The organism is Gardnerella phocaeensis (assembly GCF_048545075.1).
Taxonomy (GTDB): domain Bacteria; phylum Actinomycetota; class Actinomycetes; order Actinomycetales; family Bifidobacteriaceae; genus Bifidobacterium; species Bifidobacterium vaginale_J.
Window position 1 is genome coordinate 65,201 of the sequence record NZ_JBKQXS010000002.1, and the last position, 20,242, is coordinate 85,442.

Below are 20,242 nucleotides of genomic sequence, written 5' to 3' on the forward strand. Positions count from 1 at the left end.
TGTGTATCTCCTTAATATCGATTCTCTCTGAATAAGTCTTTATGAATTTATTAGCGAAAAGCTTAATGCAGTAATCAAACGCTGATTGAACTACGGTCAAATACATATGAGACTTCTGCTCAGCTCTCAAAAGCGCAATCTCTTTTGTTGAGATTTGTACTCAATAATACCGAATATACGAATATTTTGCAACGTATTTGTTATGATGTATAGCCTACTAACCCCCCCCCCCGCGAGACTTTATTTCAACGTTTTTGGCATATTTTTGGGGCGGAAACTCTCATAACAAATGTAAGCTAGATTACAGTTTTAATGGCGATTCCAAACACATGTTTAGAATAAATTGCATTTATTTTGTGCATATATACATTTTTGCGCATTTATATACAGTCGCACACTTCATGTTAAATTTCAATACTAACTACCACTCGGTCGTATGAATATTCGCGTGGTGAGATTTGAGATTTTTCGCACTGAGCGAGGGACGCTCGCGCAGCGCTTTGACCGAGCTTGAAATCAACAGGATTTCAAGCTCCTTCAAAGCGTGATTTGGCTCAATTGTGAAGCACGGTGTGCTTCACATGCCAAATCAGCCGAACGGCTACCAATAGCCGTGAGGAATAAACGCTCGCTGCTGAGCTTGCACGGAAAGTCCACTGGACTTTCCGTCTGAGCAAGCTCACGCTCCGAGTTGCCTTCGCGCGCTACGCTTTAAGCGCTCAGGCAGGTCGTCGCGCCTACCCAATCTTCGTAAAAAGTGGCTTCACATTCGCCCAAATCCTGCGCGCAATACCAGGATGATTCATGGTATACAAGTGAATACCGTCCACTCCTTCAGCAATTAAATCGTTAATCTGCTGGGAAGCAAAAATACTGCCAGCATCGCGCAAGCAATCAGCATTACTCCCCCAACGATTCATCATTGCGGAAACTTGCGAAGTAATTCGAGACGCACACAAGCTCGTCATACGCTTAACTTGCGAAGCATTCGCCACAGGCATCACTCCAGCCTCAATCGGCACATTAATGCCAGCCGCACGAGCTAAATCACGGAAGCGCAAAAAATCCTCGTTATCGTAAAAAAGTTGCGAAATTAAATGCGTAACGCCCGAGTCAACCTTGCGCTTCAGATTATCAATATCCGCCTGCAAACTTTCCGCTTCCGGATGCTTCTCCGGGTAACAAGCGCCCAAAATCGGCAAATCCGGACGCTTTGAACGAATATAGGAAACCAAATCGCTGGCATGTTCAAAAACGCCTGCTGCCTCCTGACCTGCAATCACGTCGCCACGCAAAGCCAAAACGCCGGAAACGCCAGCATTATCAAACATTTCCAAAGCTTCATCAACAGCATCGTAATCAAGGTAGCGAGCTGTTAAATGAGCAACTGCGTCAATACCGTATTCGGAGCGAATCGTATGAGCAATACGCGCAGTAGCAGTACGATCCTGCAGCTTTCCAGTGCCGTAAGTAACCGAAATAAAATCCGGGTCAAGACCCTTCAAGCCATCCAAAGTATCGTAAATCGTACCAATAGGAGATGTGCGCTTAGGCGGAAAAACTTCCAGCGAAAACTTTGGTTTATAAGCCACAACTCACCCCCTGCTCTGCTGATCGATTAGCTTGTTATCTTGCAATTCTTCCCTAACCTCGCGAGCAGCAGCAACAAGATTCTCCAAGCTCGGCCACGTTTCAGCGTCGCCTCGAGTTTTAAGACCGCAATCCGGGTTAATCCAAAGCTTCTGAGCAGGCATCTTGCGCAAAATCTCGTGAATACGCTCCACAAGCTCCGCCTTACCAGGTACGCGCGGAGAATGAATGTCGTAAACGCCAGGACCAGCCTCAGTCTCAAAATGCGCGTCGTGAATAGCATCAAGAACAACCAAGTCGCCGCGAGAAGCCTCGAAAGAAATCACATCCGCATCCATAGCGTCAATGTCACGAATAATGTCATTAAACTCCGAATAGCACATATGCGTGTGAATTTGCGTAGTCGCAGCAACTGCAGAATGAACCAGGCGGAAAGCAGAAATCGCCCAATCCAAATACTTCTTATGCCAATCAGAACGGCGAAGCGGCAACTTTTCGCGCAAAGCAGCCTCATCAATCTGAATCACACGAATACCCGCACGCTCCAAATCCAACACTTCATCGCGAATAGCAAGAGCCAGCTGCTGAGTCTGCTGCTCGTGAGTAATATCCTCGCGAGGCCAAGACCAGTTAAGAATCGTCACAGGACCTGTAAGCATGCCCTTAACAATATGCTTCGTGCAGCTTTGAGCGTAAGCGCTCCACTCCACGGTAATTGCAGACTCGCGAGAAACATCCGACCACACGATTGGAGGCTTCACGCAGCGCGTGCCATAAGACTGCACCCAAGCGTTCTTCGTAAACTTAAAGCCGCGCAAATGCTGGCCGAAATATTCAACCATGTCGTTGCGCTCAAACTCGCCGTGAACAAGCACATCCAAGCCAATTTGCTCCTGATGCTCAATGCACTTAGCAATGCGATCGCGCATAAACTCGTCGTAAGCTTCGCGAGTAATTTCGCCCTTGCGAAGATCAGCACGAGCGTTACGAATATCCTTAGTTTGTGGGAAGGATCCAATAGTTGTTGTTGGCAAATCCGGCAAGCCAAGAGCTTCTTTTTGCAAACGCTGACGTTCTGCCCTTTCCGGCAATCGCACAAAATCAGAATCCTTAAGATTCGCAAGACGATTGGCAACAGCAGCATCCGCTTTCACGCGCGAACCGTCAAATAAAGCCTGATTTTTAGCCAAAACGTTACTAGATTTGCGGCTTTCGTCACTTTCTACAGCAAGATTGGCAATATCGCGAATCTCCTGCAACTTTTCAACAGCAAAAGCAAAATGTTGCAAAACATCCGCACCCAAAGCATCCTCACCAACAGTGCTAAAAGGCACGTGAAGAAGCGAGCAAGCAGTAGAAACAGCCACGCGATCCGTAACATTCTCGCGCAAAGCGTCAATAAGCCCAAGGCTCACAGCATAATCGTTGCGCCAAATATTACGGCCGTTCACAACGCCAGCAAAAAGCGTAGTTTTTTCGTTCACGCCATAACGCTCAATGGCTGCAAGATTTTCTTCCTTGCCTTCCACCAAATCAACGCCAATGCCGTCAAAACCAAGATTATTCACAGTTTCGTAAGCGTCAGCAATATTGCCAAAATACGTGTTAAGAAGAAGCTTAACTTCCGCGCCCCTGGCCTCAAGCAAAGGCTTATACAAAGCTTTAAAAAGCTCCAAATCGCCTTGCTCTTTATCCAACGCCAAATAAGGCTCATCAAATTGCAACCAAGTTGCGTGAAGCTCGCCAAAACGCTTAACAATACTCGCATAAGCAAAAGCCAGAGCCGAAATCACAGACTCAGTTACTTCCAACTCCTGAGCTTCAGGAGTACGAGCCAACTTCAAAAAAGTGTACGGGCCAATCAGCACAGGCTTCGTTTCCAAACCCTGCGCACGAGCCTCCAAAAACTCGTCAAAAGGCTTAGTTCCAGCCAAATGCAAGCCTTCCGGATTCTCAACTTCCGGCACAATATAGTGGTAGTTCGTAGTAAACCACTTCTTCATTGGCAAAGCAGTCACATCGCCGCGCTCACCCTGGTAGCCGCGCGCAATAGCAAAAAGCGTATCCTCAGCATGCTCAAAATTCAAAGCATTATAACGCTCAGGCACAGCACCCAGCAAAATAGCAGTATCGAGCATTTGATCATAGTAGCTAAAATCGTTACTTGGAATTAAATCAATTCCAGCTTCAGCTTGCAAACGCCAATGCTTAGCTCGCAAAGATTGAGCAACTTCACGCACTTCATCCAAAGAAGCATCCTGCTTCCAGTAACGTTCAATAATCTTTTTCAACTCACGATTAGCACCAATACGTGGGAAACCGGAAACAGAAGTAAAAACCGCAGACATATATCCTCCAAAAAATTTCTTTGACTCGCTTTAGCCTAGCAAAGAAATGCTTGAATGCGGTCATTCAAGAACTTGGGGTGTCGTTATAAGCTTAATTTATATGCTTAATTTCGTATAGTTTTTTGATTAGTTTTATTTTTTCTTTAGATATTCTTGAGTATCGTCTATGAGTTTTGGCTGGTGTTTGGCTGGCGGGTTTCTTGCGTGGCTGTGTGAGATAGGAATTACTTGTCTCGCAGCGCTCCGCTCTTATACCTTATTTGGACTTAGCGGTTGCGTAGTTAAGTTTAGTTTTTTAGTTACTTTCTTTCAAAAATAGTATTCGTCAACAAGATTATTACTATCGTTCCGCTTTTATATTGCTCGACCAAGCAATTCCTATCTCCCACTATTAGTAAAACCGCTAGTGTTTTTTGGTGTGGTGGGTGCGTCTGGTGTGGCGTGTGCAGCAGCATGAATGCTAGTGTTCACTATGCAATAAATACTCAACGTTCGCCGCGCTCAGTGCGAAAAATCTCAAATCTCTACCACACTGGTATTCGTGCAACTAAAGTCACGAAATTAAGCTACGGGTGGGTGCGCAGCGGGGTATTATTCTCGATGCTGTGTGTGCAGCAGCACGGATGTTAGTGTCCTTTTGACAGTAGTAAATCAGCGTCTGCAGAGCAGTGGTGCAAAGCTAGGCAAAGGATTTGGGGGTGAGGATTGCGAGGGCTGTGGCGCCGCGCAAGCCGCAAGTCGCGAATGGGCGATCAGACACAAGCACCACAATCGACGCATTAGCAAGCCCCAAACGCATCGCCCCAAGCACATCCGGATCCGAATCCGGCGAAGAAAGCCACTGCGCAGCCATCGACATCGTTGGCTCATGACCCACAATCATCGTCGTATGAACATCGCCTCGAATAGCTTGCAACTCGGTCATAACCGACTGCATACCGCCATCGTAAAGACTTTTGCGCGACTCAACCACAGGCGCATCGCCAAAACGCTTCAACATTCGCTTCAAAGTTTGCTCAGTGCGGTTCGCGCTAGAACACACAATATAATCCGGCACAAGCTTCAAAGATTCCAAGCCTTTTGCCATAATTTTCGCCTGCTTTAAGCCCTTATCGGTAAGCCCACGACCCCAGTCGTCGCCCATTTCAGGCGCCTCAGCTTTAGCATGACGCATCAGCAACAAAACGTACTTACTACGATGTGCTTTCTTCATAAGCTTTTTCATTGGTGATGCCATAATGCTCTCCTACTTAGCTTGAGTATGCGCTGATTGTTGTGCAGACTGCGAATCTTGCAAATCTTGCGACTGCGAATCTTGCGGCAATTGCGCAAGTTGAACGTCTAAATCGCGCAAAACTTTACGCAATTTACGATCCGAAATATCGCGCAAAGACAAATCTTCCAACTGCTCAGCGCGCTCTTCTGCCGTCATATCGTCAATATCGCTCACAGTATCTTTAGTACCGTGCTCGCGCTTCTTCAAAGCGCTAAAACCTTCTGCCATCGCGCGCGAAACAATCAAAAATCCAGTGTGACCAATCATCGCATGATCCGGGCGCACCGCCAAGCCTTGCGCTTTCCACGTGCGCTCCAATGTTTCCTGAATTTCCGGCTCAGTCCACACGCCACTTTCTCGCAAAGCTTCAGCCATTCGAGACATTTGCGTAGTAGTCGTCACGTACGCAATAAGCACGCCTCCCGGCACAATAACGCGATGCGCTTGTTCAAGGCGATTCCAAGGATCAAGCATGTCTAGCATAATGCGGTCAACGCTGTGCGCGTCTAAAGTTTTTGCAACAGAATCAAAATCGCCAGTAAGCAAATTCCACCATTCTGGACGCTTTCCGTAGTACAAAGTTGCGTTAGACTCGGCAATTCGCGCAAAATCCGGGCGAAGCTCAATCGTCGTAAGCTTTCCGCACTCCCCAACTGCGTCCAAAAGACTTAAGCTCATAGCACCGGAGCCTGCACCCGACTCCAAAACGCGCATTCCGGAACGAATATCTCCTAAAGCGATTACTTGCGCAATATCTTTCGGATACATAATTTGCGCGCCTCTAGGCATAGAAAGCACGTAGTCAACCATGCGCGGTCGCATAACTACATAATCCCAGCCACCAATAGCGCGTGCTGCTTTCCAAGGCTTGTTGGACGATTTAGAAGGATCAACAATAGTTTGTTGCGTTTCGCGCTTTGCGCTAACAGTAGTAATTACAACGCCTTCGCTTTGACCAATCACGTCGTCGTGACAAATAAGACCGTGCTCAGTTTGCGTAACCCCGCCTGCAACAAGCTGTGCAGTAATTCGCTTACCTTTACGATCGGTGAACTGAATCTTCTCACCTACTCGCAACACTCCACTACGCGAATTAACTGACTGCACAAAACACCTCACTTATTTTAGAGCGACTTTTTAGCGCGATTTTTATTATTTCTACTATTATAAGCTCACCGTTGTAAGCGGCATAGCAGAATCGATTGCAAAATCAGGAGCAGAAGGACGAACGCCTGCTTCCACCAAATTCACGCCGAGCATTGCAACCATCGCACCGTTATCCGTGCAAAGCTTAAGCTCTGGCAAACGCACTTCAATTCCATGTTCTTTGCCGCAAGCCAACAAATGCTCACGAAGCTGCGAATTAGCGGAGAAGCCGCCACCAATCATCAACGTTTTAGAGCCATACTGCTCGCATCCCATCATAGCTTTGCGTGAAAGCACTTCCGCTACAGAATTAGCCAAAGAAGCGCACACGTCGTCAACTGGAATTTCAAGCCCCTGAGCCTCACGTGCTTCAACCCAGCGAGCAACAGCAGTTTTTACGCCCGAGAAGCTGAAATCGTAAGGATGCTCTTTGCCGGAACGACCTTGCGTCAAGCCTTGCGGAACTTTCAAAGTATCCGGATTTCCAAGCCTGCCATGCCTATCAATATGAGGGCCACCCGGGTATGGGAATCCAAGCAAGCGCGCAACTTTGTCGAAGCACTCGCCTGCAGCATCGTCCAAAGTCGTACCAACAACGTCAATACTTCTAGCAATATCGTTCACGTGAAGAAGCGAAGTGTGACCGCCGGAAACAATTAAAGCAAGCACATCTTCCGGCACTTCACCGAATTGCAATTGCGTTACTGCAATATGCCCGATTACGTGATTAATGCCATAAATCGGCTTATTTGCAGCCCAAGCTAAGGCTTTAGCTCCCGAAACTCCCACAGCTAAGCAGCCAGCTAAACCAGGACCTGCACTTACTGCAATCGCGTCAACATCGCTTAAATCCATGTTTGCGTCTGCTAAAGCTTTAGAAACAACCGGCACGAAAGCTTCGGCGTGAGCGCGAGAAGCAATTTCTGGAATCACACCACCGTAGCGCGCGTGCTCTTGCATTGAAGATGCCACCACATTTGATACCAACGTGCGTCCGCGCACAATAGCTGCGGCAGTTTCGTCACAAGTTGATTCAATTCCCAATACGATTGCTTCGCTCATTTTATCCTCGTTATTCCTCGTTATTCCTCAGTTCCGTTATTTTTTGCGGTTAGATCAGCGCACATTGTGTACGCATCCACGCCTTCCGGCTGATAGTAACGTTTTCGCAAACCCATTTTCACAAAACCAAAGCGTTCATACAACGCGAGCGCAGGAACATTGTCAACTCGCACTTCTAGCAACATGCGTTTGGCACCAATTTTTTCTGCGGTTTTGATCATAGTTGATAAAAGTTCCGACGCTAAGCCTTTTCTTTGATATTTTTTCGCAACGCCGATTGTCATTATTTGCGCATCGTCGCCGTCAAACCAGTAGCCTGCATACCCGCATAACGTATGCGTATTTTCGTCGATTTGAGCGTAATACGCGCGCATAGGAGCTTGCAATTCTTGCGAAATCATGCTCTCGTTCCATGAGCCTTTGCCAAACAAATCAGCTTCGATAGGAGCTATTTTTTGCGCTAACTCATCGCAAGTAAAATCGCATTTCGGCACTATATTGCAATTCTCGACTACTGCTGGAAATTTAGAACGCGTTATATCAACAATCATAATTACTCAAATCGTTAAACGCTTCTATTTTTCTTTTGCTTTATTCGCTTCGCCAGAGCCAAGCACATGCTTAAGCGGATTTGGCACAGACACGTCCGGACGGCGCAAATACAGCGGTTCAACAGCTTTTACGTGCTCATCTTTATTGACACATTCCAAAGAGCACTGTTCGAAAATTTGCAAACCTTGCACACCCAAGTCAAGCGCGCAAACTTCTGCAATAACGCCAACATGCGCGATATTTCGCCAATCCTCAACGTACTTTTTAGCACCGTGACCGAGCACATCCACGCAATAATTTTCGCCATTCTCGCTCGCTAAATACTCGTTTACACGAGTCACAACATTTTGCGGATAGTCAATATCCATATTGATTAGCGCATTGCCTTCGTCGTCATATAAACACATATACACTTGGCGACGACGCGCATCGTTTAGCGAAAGCACGTAGTGACGAATAGTAGAGTCGCAAGAATCAGCATCATTCGGAATATCTAGTAGCAAATCCTTGCAAATAACGCCATTTTTGCGAGCTTCTTCAAACGCTCCTGAACGCATCATAAGGCTTTGAGGAAGAAGACTATCGCAACCCAAAATTTCAGCATTATTTGCAAACGCAATCGCTTTTGCTGCAACTAATCCTGCGCGAAGACCAGTAAAAGGAGCAGGACCTACTCCCACAACCACGCGATCAATATCCGAAGGCTTAAGCCCCGCATTTTCCACGACTTTTGCAATATTTACTTGCAAACGCTCCACGTGAGTGCGAGAGTCGGTTTCAACAATCGGCTCATGGCCCACAATTCCAACAGTAGAGCCAAATGATGTGTCAATAATCAGCGTATTACTCATGTTTATTCCTCGAAATCACGTACCAGACTAGCTTACTCGCTTAGCACAACTTGATTTATTTGTTGCGATATTTGTTGCGATATTTACTCGCGTATTTCTAGTTACAATTTTGCAAGTCGATTAAGCCAATCCTTGCCAACAGCTTTCAAAGTTACAATTCGCTCGCCATCGCTAGTAAAATCGTCTGCTTGCGAAGAGTCAATAGGTCTTGCAATATGAACCTCTAAGCGCTCAGCAGCAAGCACTCCAGCCATTTGCTCACCCCACTCCATAAGCACAACAGTGCCATCTCCTGGCTCTTCCAAAGCTTCGTCAAGCCCCAAAGATTCAAGCTCGTCAAGCAAACGCGAAACAGTATCTTGACCCGGAGCAAAATCTTCGCCACCCAAACGGTAAGCGTCAACGTGAATTAAAGTCGCAGGCTTGCCATCCGCAAAAGTGCCGTGCAATTCTCGCGCAATCGTAAAAGTTGGAGACACAATCGGCTCGCTAATTGAAAGACCTGCTCCAAAACCTTGCGCAAACGTTGTTTTACCAGCTCCAAGAGGGCCAGAAAGCAGCAAAACGTCGCCTTCTTTAACTAGTTTTGCAACAGCTTTGCCAAGCTCGCGCATATCAGTATCCGTAGGCACAGTACAAACTTTTTGCTGTTCTGACACCGTTTCTTCTTTCATACTTAACACAATCTTTCTAATTTGCAGTTATTAATTTACGATTTTTAATTTGCGCTTCCTATTTGCGCTTCCTATTTACGTTTCCTATTTACGATTCTTAATTTACGCTTTCTAATTTCCTCGAGCCGCAATGAGCATAATACATTTTTCAAGCGCATAATTCGCGTCACTAGATCCGCCTTTGCACTGCTCATCCGCCCAAGCTAAAGATTGCAAACATTGAGAAACACCTGCACTATTCCAGCCAGCAAGCTGACGCATTGCCATTTTAAGCGCCCACGGGTTTACTTTCGCTTCAGCACTAGAAATCGTGCCGTTACGAACCGCCATTGCGAGCGCAATTACGCGTACTTTTGCAGCCAAAGCACCTATTAATGCTATGGCGTCAACTCCTTGAGCAATTGCAGTTCTTGCTGCAAGCACAGCAGAACCTGCATGACCTGCAACAGCTTTATCTGCAACAAAAAAGCCGGTAACTTGCGGATCTGCAATCAAGTATCGGTCGACAATATCAAGCGTTATTGGATTATCGTCATAGTCGAAGCATAATTGCGAGCATAATGCTGCAAGCTCGCCTGTTTTGCCACCCAAAACCGCCACAAGACGTTGTGCTGCTTGAGGCTCAATGCTTCGATTGTGACGCTCAAATATGCTCATAACAAAGTTGAGTTTTGCATCGTCTTTTTTAAGATCCGGCACTGTAATTGTGTTTGCGCCAGCTTTCGTAAGGCGCGTAATAATAGACTTTCCTTTAAGCCCACCTTCGTGACGTGCAATAACCCAAGTTGCAGAAGAGTCTACAAAATTATTTTCGTTATTTTCACTATTTTGCGCATTATTTTCGCTATTTTGCGCTTGTTTGCAGAAATTTTCGATTGCGTCTACTAAAGACTCGTCTGCTTGTTGCAAATTATTTATTATTACAATCGTTCCGTCGCCGAAAAGCGAAGGACCTACAGCTTCGTCAAATGCGTACTGATCCGCAGTTGACGCATCGAGTTCAATAATTTCAGCATCCGGAGCACTTTTTTGAACTTTTTCACGCACATTTCGAGCATTAAGCTCGTTTAAGTAAGCGTCACCTCCAACTACCAGCGTAACCGGCATAACGCGTTGCGCGCGCTTATTATTTGCTGCCATAATGCTCCTTAAACCAACCAACTCTTAACAATCATAATATTGCATTCGAATATGCGTGCGTGTTTGCTACTCTTCGAAAATTTTCTCTGCTTCTCGTAACGTTCGCTTTGCCGAAGCAGACCACAGTTGACCAATTATGCTAGCTCTTTGAACATAATACTTATTGCGAAAAGCTCGCAAAGTTAGCATAAACAAAGCCAATATCACAAATTCTGCGCACAACATTGCCCACGCTCCTGCAACACCTTTTATCCATGGAAACACGCCAAAAGATACTTCATCGCACCAACACGCGCACTTTTGCATAAAGCTTGTTCCAATTGATGAAGCTCTCGCGAAAATAAGCGATAATCCATCGTTAAAGCTCGCACAAACTAGCGAAATTAAGCCGCACACTGTTGCCCAATCCATAAGAGGTGCAACTATTAGATTAGCTGGCACAGACATAAAAGACACTTCCGGTTGCATAAGAATTTGCACTGGCATAGTCCAAAATTGTGCAGAAAGCGTTATAGCTAGCGCAGAAGCAACACAAGATGGCATATATTTTGCAAACGTTTTAGAAATCGGCACTCCCATAACAACAATTCCCAAAGTTGCTGCGGAAGAAAGAGCAAAAGCATAATCCCAAGCGTACGAAGGGTTTACTAGCAGCACGACTATAACAGTCCAACTTAAAGCACTAGCTGACTGGTATGGGCGTTTGCAACACCATGCAACTGCGGATATTATTCCCATAATTAACGCTCGAAGCACAGATGCAGAAGGGTAAACTATTGCAGCCAAAGCAATTTGAAACATCATTTGTATTAAAGATGTAGACCAACGAGGCAACAGTAATCGTGCGCAAAACTTGCGAATAATCATACTAAGTAGCAAAAAGTGTCCACCTGAAACTGCCATAACGTGCATGATTCCAGCATGTTGAAAATGTTGACGCGTCATATTCGCATAAGTTTCATCGACCGGCTCAAACGAACTTACATCCTCTACTGGCACATATTCTTGCCCAAGCATGCCAACAGTTACTCCAGGGACCAACATTCTGCCTTGCATATCGAGCTTATTTGTTACGTCATAAAACGATTTCCACAAATTACTAACAGCTTTATGCCAAAAGTCTGAGTCTTGTAAAACATGCAAGTTTCGTTGAGTTTTTTCTACGTGCAATTCAGGCTTACTACTATCAAATCTAGAAGATTTCACGCTAACCGGAACGCTTAGGCTCGAACCATAGCTAAGTTGCTTGCATATTGGCGAATACGCATACAGTCGCGCTTGAACGTAACTTTTTTGCGCATCAAACTTATGCACTTGAACATTCGCTTGGCAATCTCCTTTAAAACTTCTAGACGAGCGCACAGGAGTAACTACTGTAAATTCTGCAAAATGCGCGCTCTCGGCATTATTTCCTTGAGAATACAGTGCTTTAGTAGGATTATTGCCGCGTATTTCTCGCATAATAACGTCACCAGATATCACATATTGAGTTATGTACGAAAGCATGCACGCAGCTACAAAAACGTTTATTATTACTAAAACTGTTCTGCGCCATATAAAAAACTTAAATTTTTTGCAAAATATAAAAATCGAAACTATAGTTGCATTGAATAAAACTATTGAAATGCAATAAATTATAGTAAAATCGTATAAGAATTTTCCAATTAAGCACCCAGCCCAGCACGCTGCAGCGACAGGAATCATACGAAAGTCACGACTTCCAGAAACGTTTTCTACTTTTTCTACGTTTTCTACTATCTCTACGTTTTCTCGCATAATTCACCTATTTGACGTCAACATTCCCACGGAATTTATTCAAGGTTTTAGGCCCGATTCCTTTAATTTGCATCAAATCTTCTAAACTGCGAAAATAACCAACTCTTTTACGCTGAGCAATAATGCGCGCAGCAGTTTTGGGACCGATTCCTTTTAAGGTTTGTAGCTGATCAAGCGTTGCAGTGTTTATATTGATTCTTCCAGTGTTACTTTGGTTAGAAGTAGTATCTTCGTTGATTCTGTCGCTTTTATTGCTACTGTCGCTTTTATTGCTTCCGCTGTCGCCTTTACTGCCGTTGTTGCCTTTACTTACATCACCTCCGTCGCTTCCGCTGTTTCCGTCGCTTTCATTACTTTCATTACTTACACTTTTTTCTTCATCATCATTTTTATTCTTATCTTTTACATTATTAAAAGAAGGCTTTTCGCGACTAGTATCGTCGTTTTCTATTGCAAACGCGCCTGCTTTTTCGTTCTGAACTCGTTGATATGTTAAAGATTGAGAAATGAGCATTGTCAGGCTTGCGCAAAGAGCCGCAACTAGTATCAGCATTAAAGCAAGCGTATGCACAGGCTTCATGTGAAATCTAGGAGAAGTTTTGCTACTTATAATTTCTTCATCAAAAGAATTACAAGCTTTTTCGCAATAGTCGTCACTAAAATTTTTATCAAAATTGCTGTTAGAAAATTCTTCTAAAGACGTTGCAATTCGTCTCCGAGGCAAATCAGACGCAGGCTTATTAAACCTAAAATTATGCGCATAATTCTGCCCAAAATTCTGCTCAAAGTCTTCCATAAATCCCCCAACTCTTAAAGTTCTTAACTTAACTATTGGGCAACTTATAGCACTTCGCAACAAAAATCCGCGCCTGTGGTTAAAACCCTTAACATTCTCAACAGCCCAAGAACACTAGCATCAATGCTGCCGCGCACACCACACCAAACAAAAAACCACAAACTACCACGCAGCTTAATTAAGCGACTTTAGTGTACGAATACCAACGTGGTGAGATTTGAGATTTTTCGCACTGAGCGCGGCGAACGTCAGAGCCGCAGGCTGCTGATTCGCCAAGCGAAGAAGAAAAATCGAAAAATCTCTGCGATAAAACGAGGTTATTAACGATTGGTAAGCAGAGTTTGGGGGATTTCTCTACGAGCACTAAAAGAGGACTGAGAAGCTACATTCTTTAAAGAAAGGCGAACACACTAAACTCTTTTAGCAGCCAGAGCGCACGAAGGACGGGACGTGCGAGGAGAGAAATCCCCCAAAACTCGCGCCACATTGAGGAGGATTCCGAGAAACTCATAGACGATACGCAAAAACCTCGAAAAAAAATGCTGTGAAGCGCGAAAAATCGCGCAACACAGCATTAATTAAACAGCATCAATTAAGCCGACTTTTACCTCTCGTCAGGCACAATAGACACAATCTTCGGAGCCTTCACAATCACCTTGCGCGGAGCCTTACCGCCCAAGCGATCGGCAACAGCTTCTAGCGCAAGCTTTTCAAGCTCAGAAGCGTCAATATTTGGATCAACTTCAAGCTTTGCACGAACCTTGCCCTTTATTTGCACAACGGCAGTAACAGTATCCTCACCAACGTAGCGAGCATCTGCAACAGGCCAATCTGCGTGAGCAATAGACTTATCATGCCCAAGCTTGCTCCACATTTCTTCGCAAATATGCGGAGCAATTGGAGACAACATAAGAACCAGCGGCTCAACAGCTGCGCGAGGCACGTGAGGAAGAGAAGTCAAGTGGTTGTTAAGCACAATCAGCTTAGCAATTGCAGTATTTGGACGCATTGCTTCCATTTCCACAGTCACTTCTGCAATTGTGTTGTTAAGAATCTTCAGCGTCTTATCATCCAAAGCGTCGTCGGTTACTACGCAAGCTCCGGTTTCTTCGTTAACAACGTTACGCCACAAGCGCTGCAAGAATCGCATTCCACCAACAACGTTACGCGTATTCCACGGACGAGATTCAGAAAGCGGACCCATGCTCATTTCGTACAAGCGGAACGTATCTGCACCGTAGTTTTCATACATGTAGTCTGGTGTCACAATATTCTTTAAGCTCTTGCCCATTTTGCCGAACTCGCGGTTCACGCTCTCGCCATGCCACGTAAAGGTTGGCTCACCAGCACCGTTTGAAGCACCTTCTTCAACCTCGTCAGCAGGAACGTACTGTCCACGCTCATCCGTGTAAGCGTAAGCCTGAATCATGCCTTGGTTAAACAGGCGATGGAATGGCTCAGCAGAATCCACGTAACCCAAGTCGTAAAGCGCCTTATGCCAGAATCTGGAGTAAAGCAAGTGCAAAACTGCGTGCTCTACACCGCCAACATAAAGGTCAACGCCGCCAGAAACATGCTCTTTGCCTGGACGGTTTGTGCCCATCCAGTAGTCGTATTCATCGCTGTCAACCATATGCTCAGCATCGTTTGGATCCAAGTAGCGCATGTAATACCAGCAAGAACCAGCCCAGTTTGGCATAGTGTTGGTGTCGCGATAGTAGGTTTTTACGCCTTCGCCAAGGTCGAGCTGAACTTTTACCCAATCTTCGTTTCGACTCAAAGGTGCTTCAGGCTCAGAATTTGCGTCGTCTGGAGCGTAAGTTTTTGGCTGATAGTCAGGAACATCCGGCAATGCAATTGGAAGCTCGCTATCTGGCACTAAGTGAGCAACACCGTCCTCATCGTAAACGATTGGGAATGGCTCACCCCAGTAGCGCTGGCGAGAGAACAGCCAGTCGCGAAGTCGGTAAGAAACTCTACCTTTTCCTACGCCTGCAGCTTCAAGCCAAGTCGTCACCTTTTTAATAGCTTCGTCTACGCGCAAACCGTTAATAGACAAAGCATCGCCAAGCTTATGCGTATGCTCTACTGCTGAATTAATAACAATTCCGTCGTGAGAAACAAATGGAGCTTTACCTTCGTAATCCGCCAACTTTTCTTCGGAATCAGGCAAAGGCTCAACAGTGTAAATTACTGGCAAACCGAATGCTTTTGCGAAATCGTAATCGCGCTGGTCGCCGCCAGGAACTGCCATAATTGCGCCTGTGCCGTAGCCCATAAGCACGTAGTCTGCAGCAAACAGTGGAAGCTTTGCCCCAGTTACAGGATTAATTGCATAAAGACCCGTAAACAAGCCGGTTTTTACCCCTGCGTCTTCCGTGCGATCTTTAGCAGTCTTCGCGCGAGCTTGAGCTTGATACTCTGCCAAGCCTTCTTTAAGACTTGCATAACCGCCCTTCCAGCTTTCTGGAACGTCCGCACACCAAGCTTCTGGAACATGCTCAAGAATTGGGTGATCAACAGAAACAACTGCAAAAGTTGTGCCAAAAAGCGTGTCTGGACGAGTAGTGTACACTTCCAAATCGCGAGTTTCGCCGTCAGCACATGGCACTTCAAAATGCACGGATGCGCCGTGAGATTCGCCGATCCAGTTGCGCTGCATAAGCTTAACTTTTTCAGGCCAATCAATAGTATTCAAATCTTCTACCAAGCGGTGTCCGTAAGCGGTAATTCGCATGGACCACTGGCGAAGGTTGCGCTGGAATACTGGGAAGTTTCCGCGCTCAGACTTACCTTCTGCAGTAACTTCCTCGTTTGCGAGTACGGTTCCCAAGCCTGGGCACCAATTTACAGGAGATTTAGAAATATAAGCAATGCGGAAATCATTCAACACATCTGCTTGCTCTACTTTATTAAGCTCTTCCCACTTTTTGCCTGCAAAACCAGGAATTTCGCGCTTGCCACTCTTAAACTCATCAACAAGTTCAGCAATCGGACGAGCAGAACCCTTTCCGCCGTCTTTGCGCACAAAATCAGTGTCATACCAAGCGTCATAAAGCTTCGAGAAAATCCATTGCGTCCAACGCACATAATTCGTGTCAATAGTCGCAAAAGACCTACGATCGTCAAAGCTCAAGCCCATGCGGTGCAACTGCCTGCGCATATTAGCAATATTCGCCTCAGTGGTGATGCGCGGATGCTGACCAGTTTGAACAGCATACTGTTCTGCTGGCAAACCAAAAGCGTCATAACCCATTGCGTGAAGCACGTTTTCGCCCTTCATGCGATGGTAGCGGCTTACAACATCCGTTGCCAAGTATCCAAGAGGATGTCCAACGTGCAAGCCTTTGCCGGAAGGATACGGGAACATGTCCATTGCAAAGAAAGAAGGACGACCGTCAGCATTCCTGCCTTCGCCATCCTTCAAATTGCCCTTAACATTAGCAGCCCAGAATGTGCCCTGCTCGTCCCAGGTTTTTTGCCAGCGCTGCTCAATATCTTGTGCGAGCTGCGCGTTATAACGAAAAGCTGGCTCAGCAATAGTAGCTTTGTTGTCAGCTGTTGCATACTGTTGATCGTTGTCGTTCATACCCTAGGACTATAGCGTCTAATATCGTCATTACGCAACACTTTTTACAAGTTTTGTTAAGAAAAATATGCTTTTTACGAAAGTTTTACTGTTTAATGCAATAAATTTACGCAAACAAGCTTTTTCATAAAATCAATTATTACAATAGTAAACAAATTATTATTAAATAACTTTTTGATACAAGAGGTTAAGAATTGAAAGTACCGAAGAATACACTACTACTTATTGCTTGTTTAGTTTGGGCAGCAGCAGGCTTTAATATTCTCAATATTGGGTTGCTAGCATACCAAAATTATTTGCAACCACTTAATTATGCTTTGTCTATTCTTGTTTTTGGCATATTCCAATTCCTAATTTTTGGCAAGCTTGTAAAAAAGCATACTCAAAGAATTAACGGCTATGTTGAAGAAAAGCAGTTTTTCCTAAAATTCTTTGACGTAAAGTCCTTCATAATTATGGCTTTTATGATGACAGGCGGAATTGCTTTGCGCGCAACTAACGCAGCTCCAGAACAGTTTATTGCAGTGTTCTACACAGGCTTAGGAACTGCACTCTTTTTAGCAGGATTACTTTTTGGTTATCAATTTGCAAAAACGCTCTGCCCTGCACTTAAACACAAAGCATCTGATTGTGCTAATACTTCAGTAAAATAGTGAGTTTGGGAATAATTTAATTTATTAATAAATATTTTATTAAGTATGTAGCGCATGTTTCGTATGCGCTACTACATTAAGAAGGCTTCTATGAACAACGCTGTATATAAGAAAAGTAGATTATACGCTCCTGAGCGTTTCTTTGAATGCGAAGGTAAGGGCTTAAAATGGCTTTCTGAAGCTCATAAATATGGCGGCCCTAGAGTGGCTGAAGTATTTGATTGGGGAAACGGTTACCTTAATATTGAGCGCATTGACACTCACTCAGCAACACCAATTGCTGCATTTGAGTTTGGTGCAGCGCTTGCCCATATGCACGATTACGGTGCAAAATATTTTGGTGAAGCACCAGCAGACTACGATGGCAAATGCTATTTTGGACCTTTAAGCGATCCAGTTGAAATGCCAACTGGCACTTGGAGTAACGTTATTGACTATCTTGCGGACGGACGATTGCGTCCTATGGTTGAGCTTGGTATTGCTCGCGGAGAGCTTACTAAAGGCGATTTAGATCTTACAAACGAAGTTATTGATGCGCTGCCTGATTTATTAGGAAAAGCTGCAGAAGATAAGCCTGCTCGAGTTCACGGAGACTTGTGGAGTGGAAACGTGTTATGGACTAAAAGTTCAGACGGCGAACACACTGAAGCTGTTCTAATCGACCCTGCAGCACATGGTGGGCACCGCGAAGAAGACTTAGCAATGCTTCATCTATTTGGAATCAGCTATTTTAAGCAGATTTTAGACGGCTATCAGTCTGTTCACCCACTTAAAGCAGGTTTTGAGCAGCGCATGATTATTTGGCAGCTCTACCCTATTGCAGGACATTGCGTGTTCTTTGGTGGAGGTTACGTGAGCGAATACCGTAATATGTGCGAAAGTCTTATAAAAAGTTCTATAAGATAATTTTGCTCACTAAAATAGCAACGTAAGTATTTAGCACACAGCTATATACAATGTTAGAAGATAGTTACAAGTAGAACACATATAGACAGCAACAGATAGACCACGAAACGAGAGGTCACTACTATGATTCGTTTGTGCAACAGAACTATGCATCGTTCTTTAGTTATGCTGGCAGCATTAGTTACGATGCTTTTTGTTGTTAGCTCGTGCGCAAGTTCAACAAAAACTTCTTTAAAATCTGAAAATAAAGAACAGGCGAGTCACGGTAACGTTATTGTTTTTACTCCAGCAGATGGATTATCAATAACACGCAATAAACCTTTAAGCACGTGGGACATATTGGTTCCAGAATTAATAAAATCGTTAAAAGATAAGGGATTTGACGATAATTCTATTACTACTAAAACTTCTTCTAGCCTTTCAGAACAAAGCCGCGATGTTCAAGATTATGTAGTAAATTTGCTAAGCTCATTGAACAATGCAAAACAGAATAATTCAGGAAAGCACAATTCTGTTTCTGAAAATTCAAAAATCAAAAAACAATTAAGCAAAACGACAATTGTTATAGCTCCATGGACTAGCAAAAACGGCAATAATAACTATGGAGATTATGCAACATTACCTGCATCTAATTCTGAAAATACGCAAAAATCAGATACTCAAGGCTTAAATTTACAAAATAACGACAATTCTCAATCATCCAAAGATGAGCTTAATGCAGAAAAACGATTGGCATCATCACTTAGCCTAGCAAAAAAGGCAGGAATCCACGTTGTTATGCTCTCACGGAGTGTTAGCGGTTTCAAACCTGATGTGATGTTCCATTTATCTGACGCAAGAACCATTGGCGAAATTCAAGCAACGACTCTGGTACAAAAAATAGCTCTAGATCGTGCAACTAAAGAAAATCCACGCTATATTGAAGTTCTTTTGCCATGCCACAATCAAAAAAATATTAATGCAAACAATCACAACCAACAAAATGGCAGCGACGAAACAAGCGAGGATGATGACTCTAAAAACAATACACATGCAAATAGCGAAACAGAATTCAATGATGATTTTGCTGAAGAAGCATTCGATGGAATTTGGAAAGTTTTGAGACCATATTTTGCTTCTGGAACATTAATAAGTACTTCTGGAAGATTGAATGTGAATAGTAGCGAAAAAGACTGGACAAATGTTGCTTTCGACGCAGATGCAGCTGACTCTGTGAAAAATGAGTTAACAAAACGAATTACGAGAAGCACGAGTCTTTTTACGCATTCAAGGCATCGCGTTGATGGAATTATTGCGCTCGATGATCAAATTGCTTTACAAGCTGTACAAGCACTAAACGATCTTGGTTATGAAGGAAGCGCAGCAGACATAAACCCATCTTTCAATTTGCCGGACGTTATTGGAAACTTTATAGGAAAACGAGATCTTAATAAAAGACCAGTTCCTGCTCCAAAAGATTCTGCAAAGAAATCCGAAAAAGAATTAAAACAAAAGCAGAAAAAAGATGAGGAAGAAGAATCAGAAGCAAAGAAATGGCCAGTAATAACTGGTTATGGCGCGTACAAAAATATTATGCCAAACATTGTGAACGGAAAGCAATGGATGACATCTATAGAAAATCATAAGAAGATTGTTCAGGATCTTACTGCTACTTGTTATTCTTTAAACAAAAACGGTAAGCTTGACAAAAAAATCGCTACAGTGCAAACAAAAATTGAGCATGGGGAAACTGTCCCTACTGTTAATGAGCAACTAGTGGCAGTAAGCGCAACAAATCTGAAGTCGCTTTTAATTGACCCAGGCTACATATCATTAGCAGACGCAGGCTTGTAAATACAATTTTTGAATACGAGTTACGTAACGCAAGTTGCGTAATACAAGTT

General features: G+C 44.3%; 15 protein-coding genes. 3 read left to right on the forward strand and 12 right to left on the reverse strand.

Translation table 11 applies throughout. The features are described from left to right. Nucleotides 1-737 precede the first annotated feature (737 nt). From metF to leuS, 12 genes are all read right to left on the reverse strand, one after another. Nucleotides 738-1,592: a methylenetetrahydrofolate reductase [NAD(P)H] gene (gene metF / locus ACJV2T_RS03105; protein ID WP_415683832.1), complete on the reverse strand. Its 855-nt coding sequence runs from the start codon at nucleotides 1,590-1,592 to the stop codon at nucleotides 738-740. A gap of 3 nt (nucleotides 1,593-1,595) precedes the next feature. Then, a complete protein-coding gene (gene metE / locus ACJV2T_RS03110) occupies nucleotides 1,596-3,938 on the reverse strand; it encodes a 5-methyltetrahydropteroyltriglutamate--homocysteine S-methyltransferase (protein ID WP_419399112.1) in 2,343 nt (780 codons plus the stop codon). Nucleotides 3,939-4,617: 679 nt separating this feature from the next. Next, the gene (locus tag ACJV2T_RS03115) at nucleotides 4,618-5,175 is read right to left on the reverse strand and encodes a SixA phosphatase family protein (RefSeq protein ID WP_419399113.1); all 558 of its coding nucleotides are present in this window, start codon (nucleotides 5,173-5,175) and stop codon (nucleotides 4,618-4,620) included. 9 nt (nucleotides 5,176-5,184) lie between these two features. Continuing rightward, on the reverse strand, nucleotides 5,185-6,321 hold the full coding sequence (locus ACJV2T_RS03120) for a tRNA (adenine-N1)-methyltransferase (RefSeq protein WP_419399114.1): 1,137 nt from the start codon (nucleotides 6,319-6,321) through the stop codon (nucleotides 5,185-5,187). Nucleotides 6,322-6,378: 57 nt separating this feature from the next. After that, nucleotides 6,379-7,422, reverse strand: a complete 1,044-nt coding sequence (tsaD, locus tag ACJV2T_RS03125) for a tRNA (adenosine(37)-N6)-threonylcarbamoyltransferase complex transferase subunit TsaD (protein WP_419399115.1) — start codon at nucleotides 7,420-7,422, stop codon at nucleotides 6,379-6,381. Nucleotides 7,423-7,442: 20 nt separating this feature from the next. Further along, nucleotides 7,443-7,973, reverse strand: a complete 531-nt coding sequence (gene rimI, locus ACJV2T_RS03130) for a ribosomal protein S18-alanine N-acetyltransferase (protein ID WP_419399116.1) — start codon at nucleotides 7,971-7,973, stop codon at nucleotides 7,443-7,445. 24 nt (nucleotides 7,974-7,997) lie between these two features. Then, the gene (gene tsaB / locus ACJV2T_RS03135; RefSeq protein WP_419399117.1) at nucleotides 7,998-8,825 is read right to left on the reverse strand and encodes a tRNA (adenosine(37)-N6)-threonylcarbamoyltransferase complex dimerization subunit type 1 TsaB; all 828 of its coding nucleotides are present in this window, start codon (nucleotides 8,823-8,825) and stop codon (nucleotides 7,998-8,000) included. Nucleotides 8,826-8,926: 101 nt separating this feature from the next. After that, on the reverse strand, nucleotides 8,927-9,499 hold the full coding sequence (gene tsaE, locus ACJV2T_RS03140) for a tRNA (adenosine(37)-N6)-threonylcarbamoyltransferase complex ATPase subunit type 1 TsaE (RefSeq protein ID WP_419399118.1): 573 nt from the start codon (nucleotides 9,497-9,499) through the stop codon (nucleotides 8,927-8,929). A gap of 111 nt (nucleotides 9,500-9,610) precedes the next feature. After that, the gene (holA, locus tag ACJV2T_RS03145) at nucleotides 9,611-10,639 is read right to left on the reverse strand and encodes a DNA polymerase III subunit delta (protein WP_419399119.1); all 1,029 of its coding nucleotides are present in this window, start codon (nucleotides 10,637-10,639) and stop codon (nucleotides 9,611-9,613) included. Nucleotides 10,640-10,705: 66 nt separating this feature from the next. Further along, nucleotides 10,706-12,343 (reverse strand): ComEC/Rec2 family competence protein, encoded by a 1,638-nt coding sequence (locus ACJV2T_RS03150; protein WP_419399256.1) that lies wholly within the window; start codon nucleotides 12,341-12,343, stop codon nucleotides 10,706-10,708. A gap of 79 nt (nucleotides 12,344-12,422) precedes the next feature. Next, nucleotides 12,423-13,211, reverse strand: a complete 789-nt coding sequence (locus ACJV2T_RS03155; RefSeq protein WP_419399120.1) for a ComEA family DNA-binding protein — start codon at nucleotides 13,209-13,211, stop codon at nucleotides 12,423-12,425. A 604-nt stretch (nucleotides 13,212-13,815) separates the two neighbouring features. After that, the gene (gene leuS, locus ACJV2T_RS03160; RefSeq protein WP_419399121.1) at nucleotides 13,816-16,800 is read right to left on the reverse strand and encodes a leucine--tRNA ligase; all 2,985 of its coding nucleotides are present in this window, start codon (nucleotides 16,798-16,800) and stop codon (nucleotides 13,816-13,818) included. A 194-nt stretch (nucleotides 16,801-16,994) separates the two neighbouring features. On the opposite strand from leuS, the gene ACJV2T_RS03165 reads away from it, so the two are divergent. From ACJV2T_RS03165 to ACJV2T_RS03175, 3 genes are all read left to right on the forward strand, one after another. Then, nucleotides 16,995-17,453, forward strand: coding sequence for a hypothetical protein (locus ACJV2T_RS03165; protein ID WP_415688050.1), 459 nt, complete (start codon nucleotides 16,995-16,997; stop codon nucleotides 17,451-17,453). A 90-nt stretch (nucleotides 17,454-17,543) separates the two neighbouring features. Continuing rightward, nucleotides 17,544-18,359, forward strand: a complete 816-nt coding sequence (locus ACJV2T_RS03170; protein WP_415689662.1) for a fructosamine kinase family protein — start codon at nucleotides 17,544-17,546, stop codon at nucleotides 18,357-18,359. Between the two features lie 123 nt (nucleotides 18,360-18,482). Continuing rightward, nucleotides 18,483-20,192 (forward strand): substrate-binding domain-containing protein, encoded by a 1,710-nt coding sequence (locus ACJV2T_RS03175; RefSeq protein WP_419399122.1) that lies wholly within the window; start codon nucleotides 18,483-18,485, stop codon nucleotides 20,190-20,192. The last annotated feature ends 50 nt before the right edge of the window (nucleotides 20,193-20,242 follow it).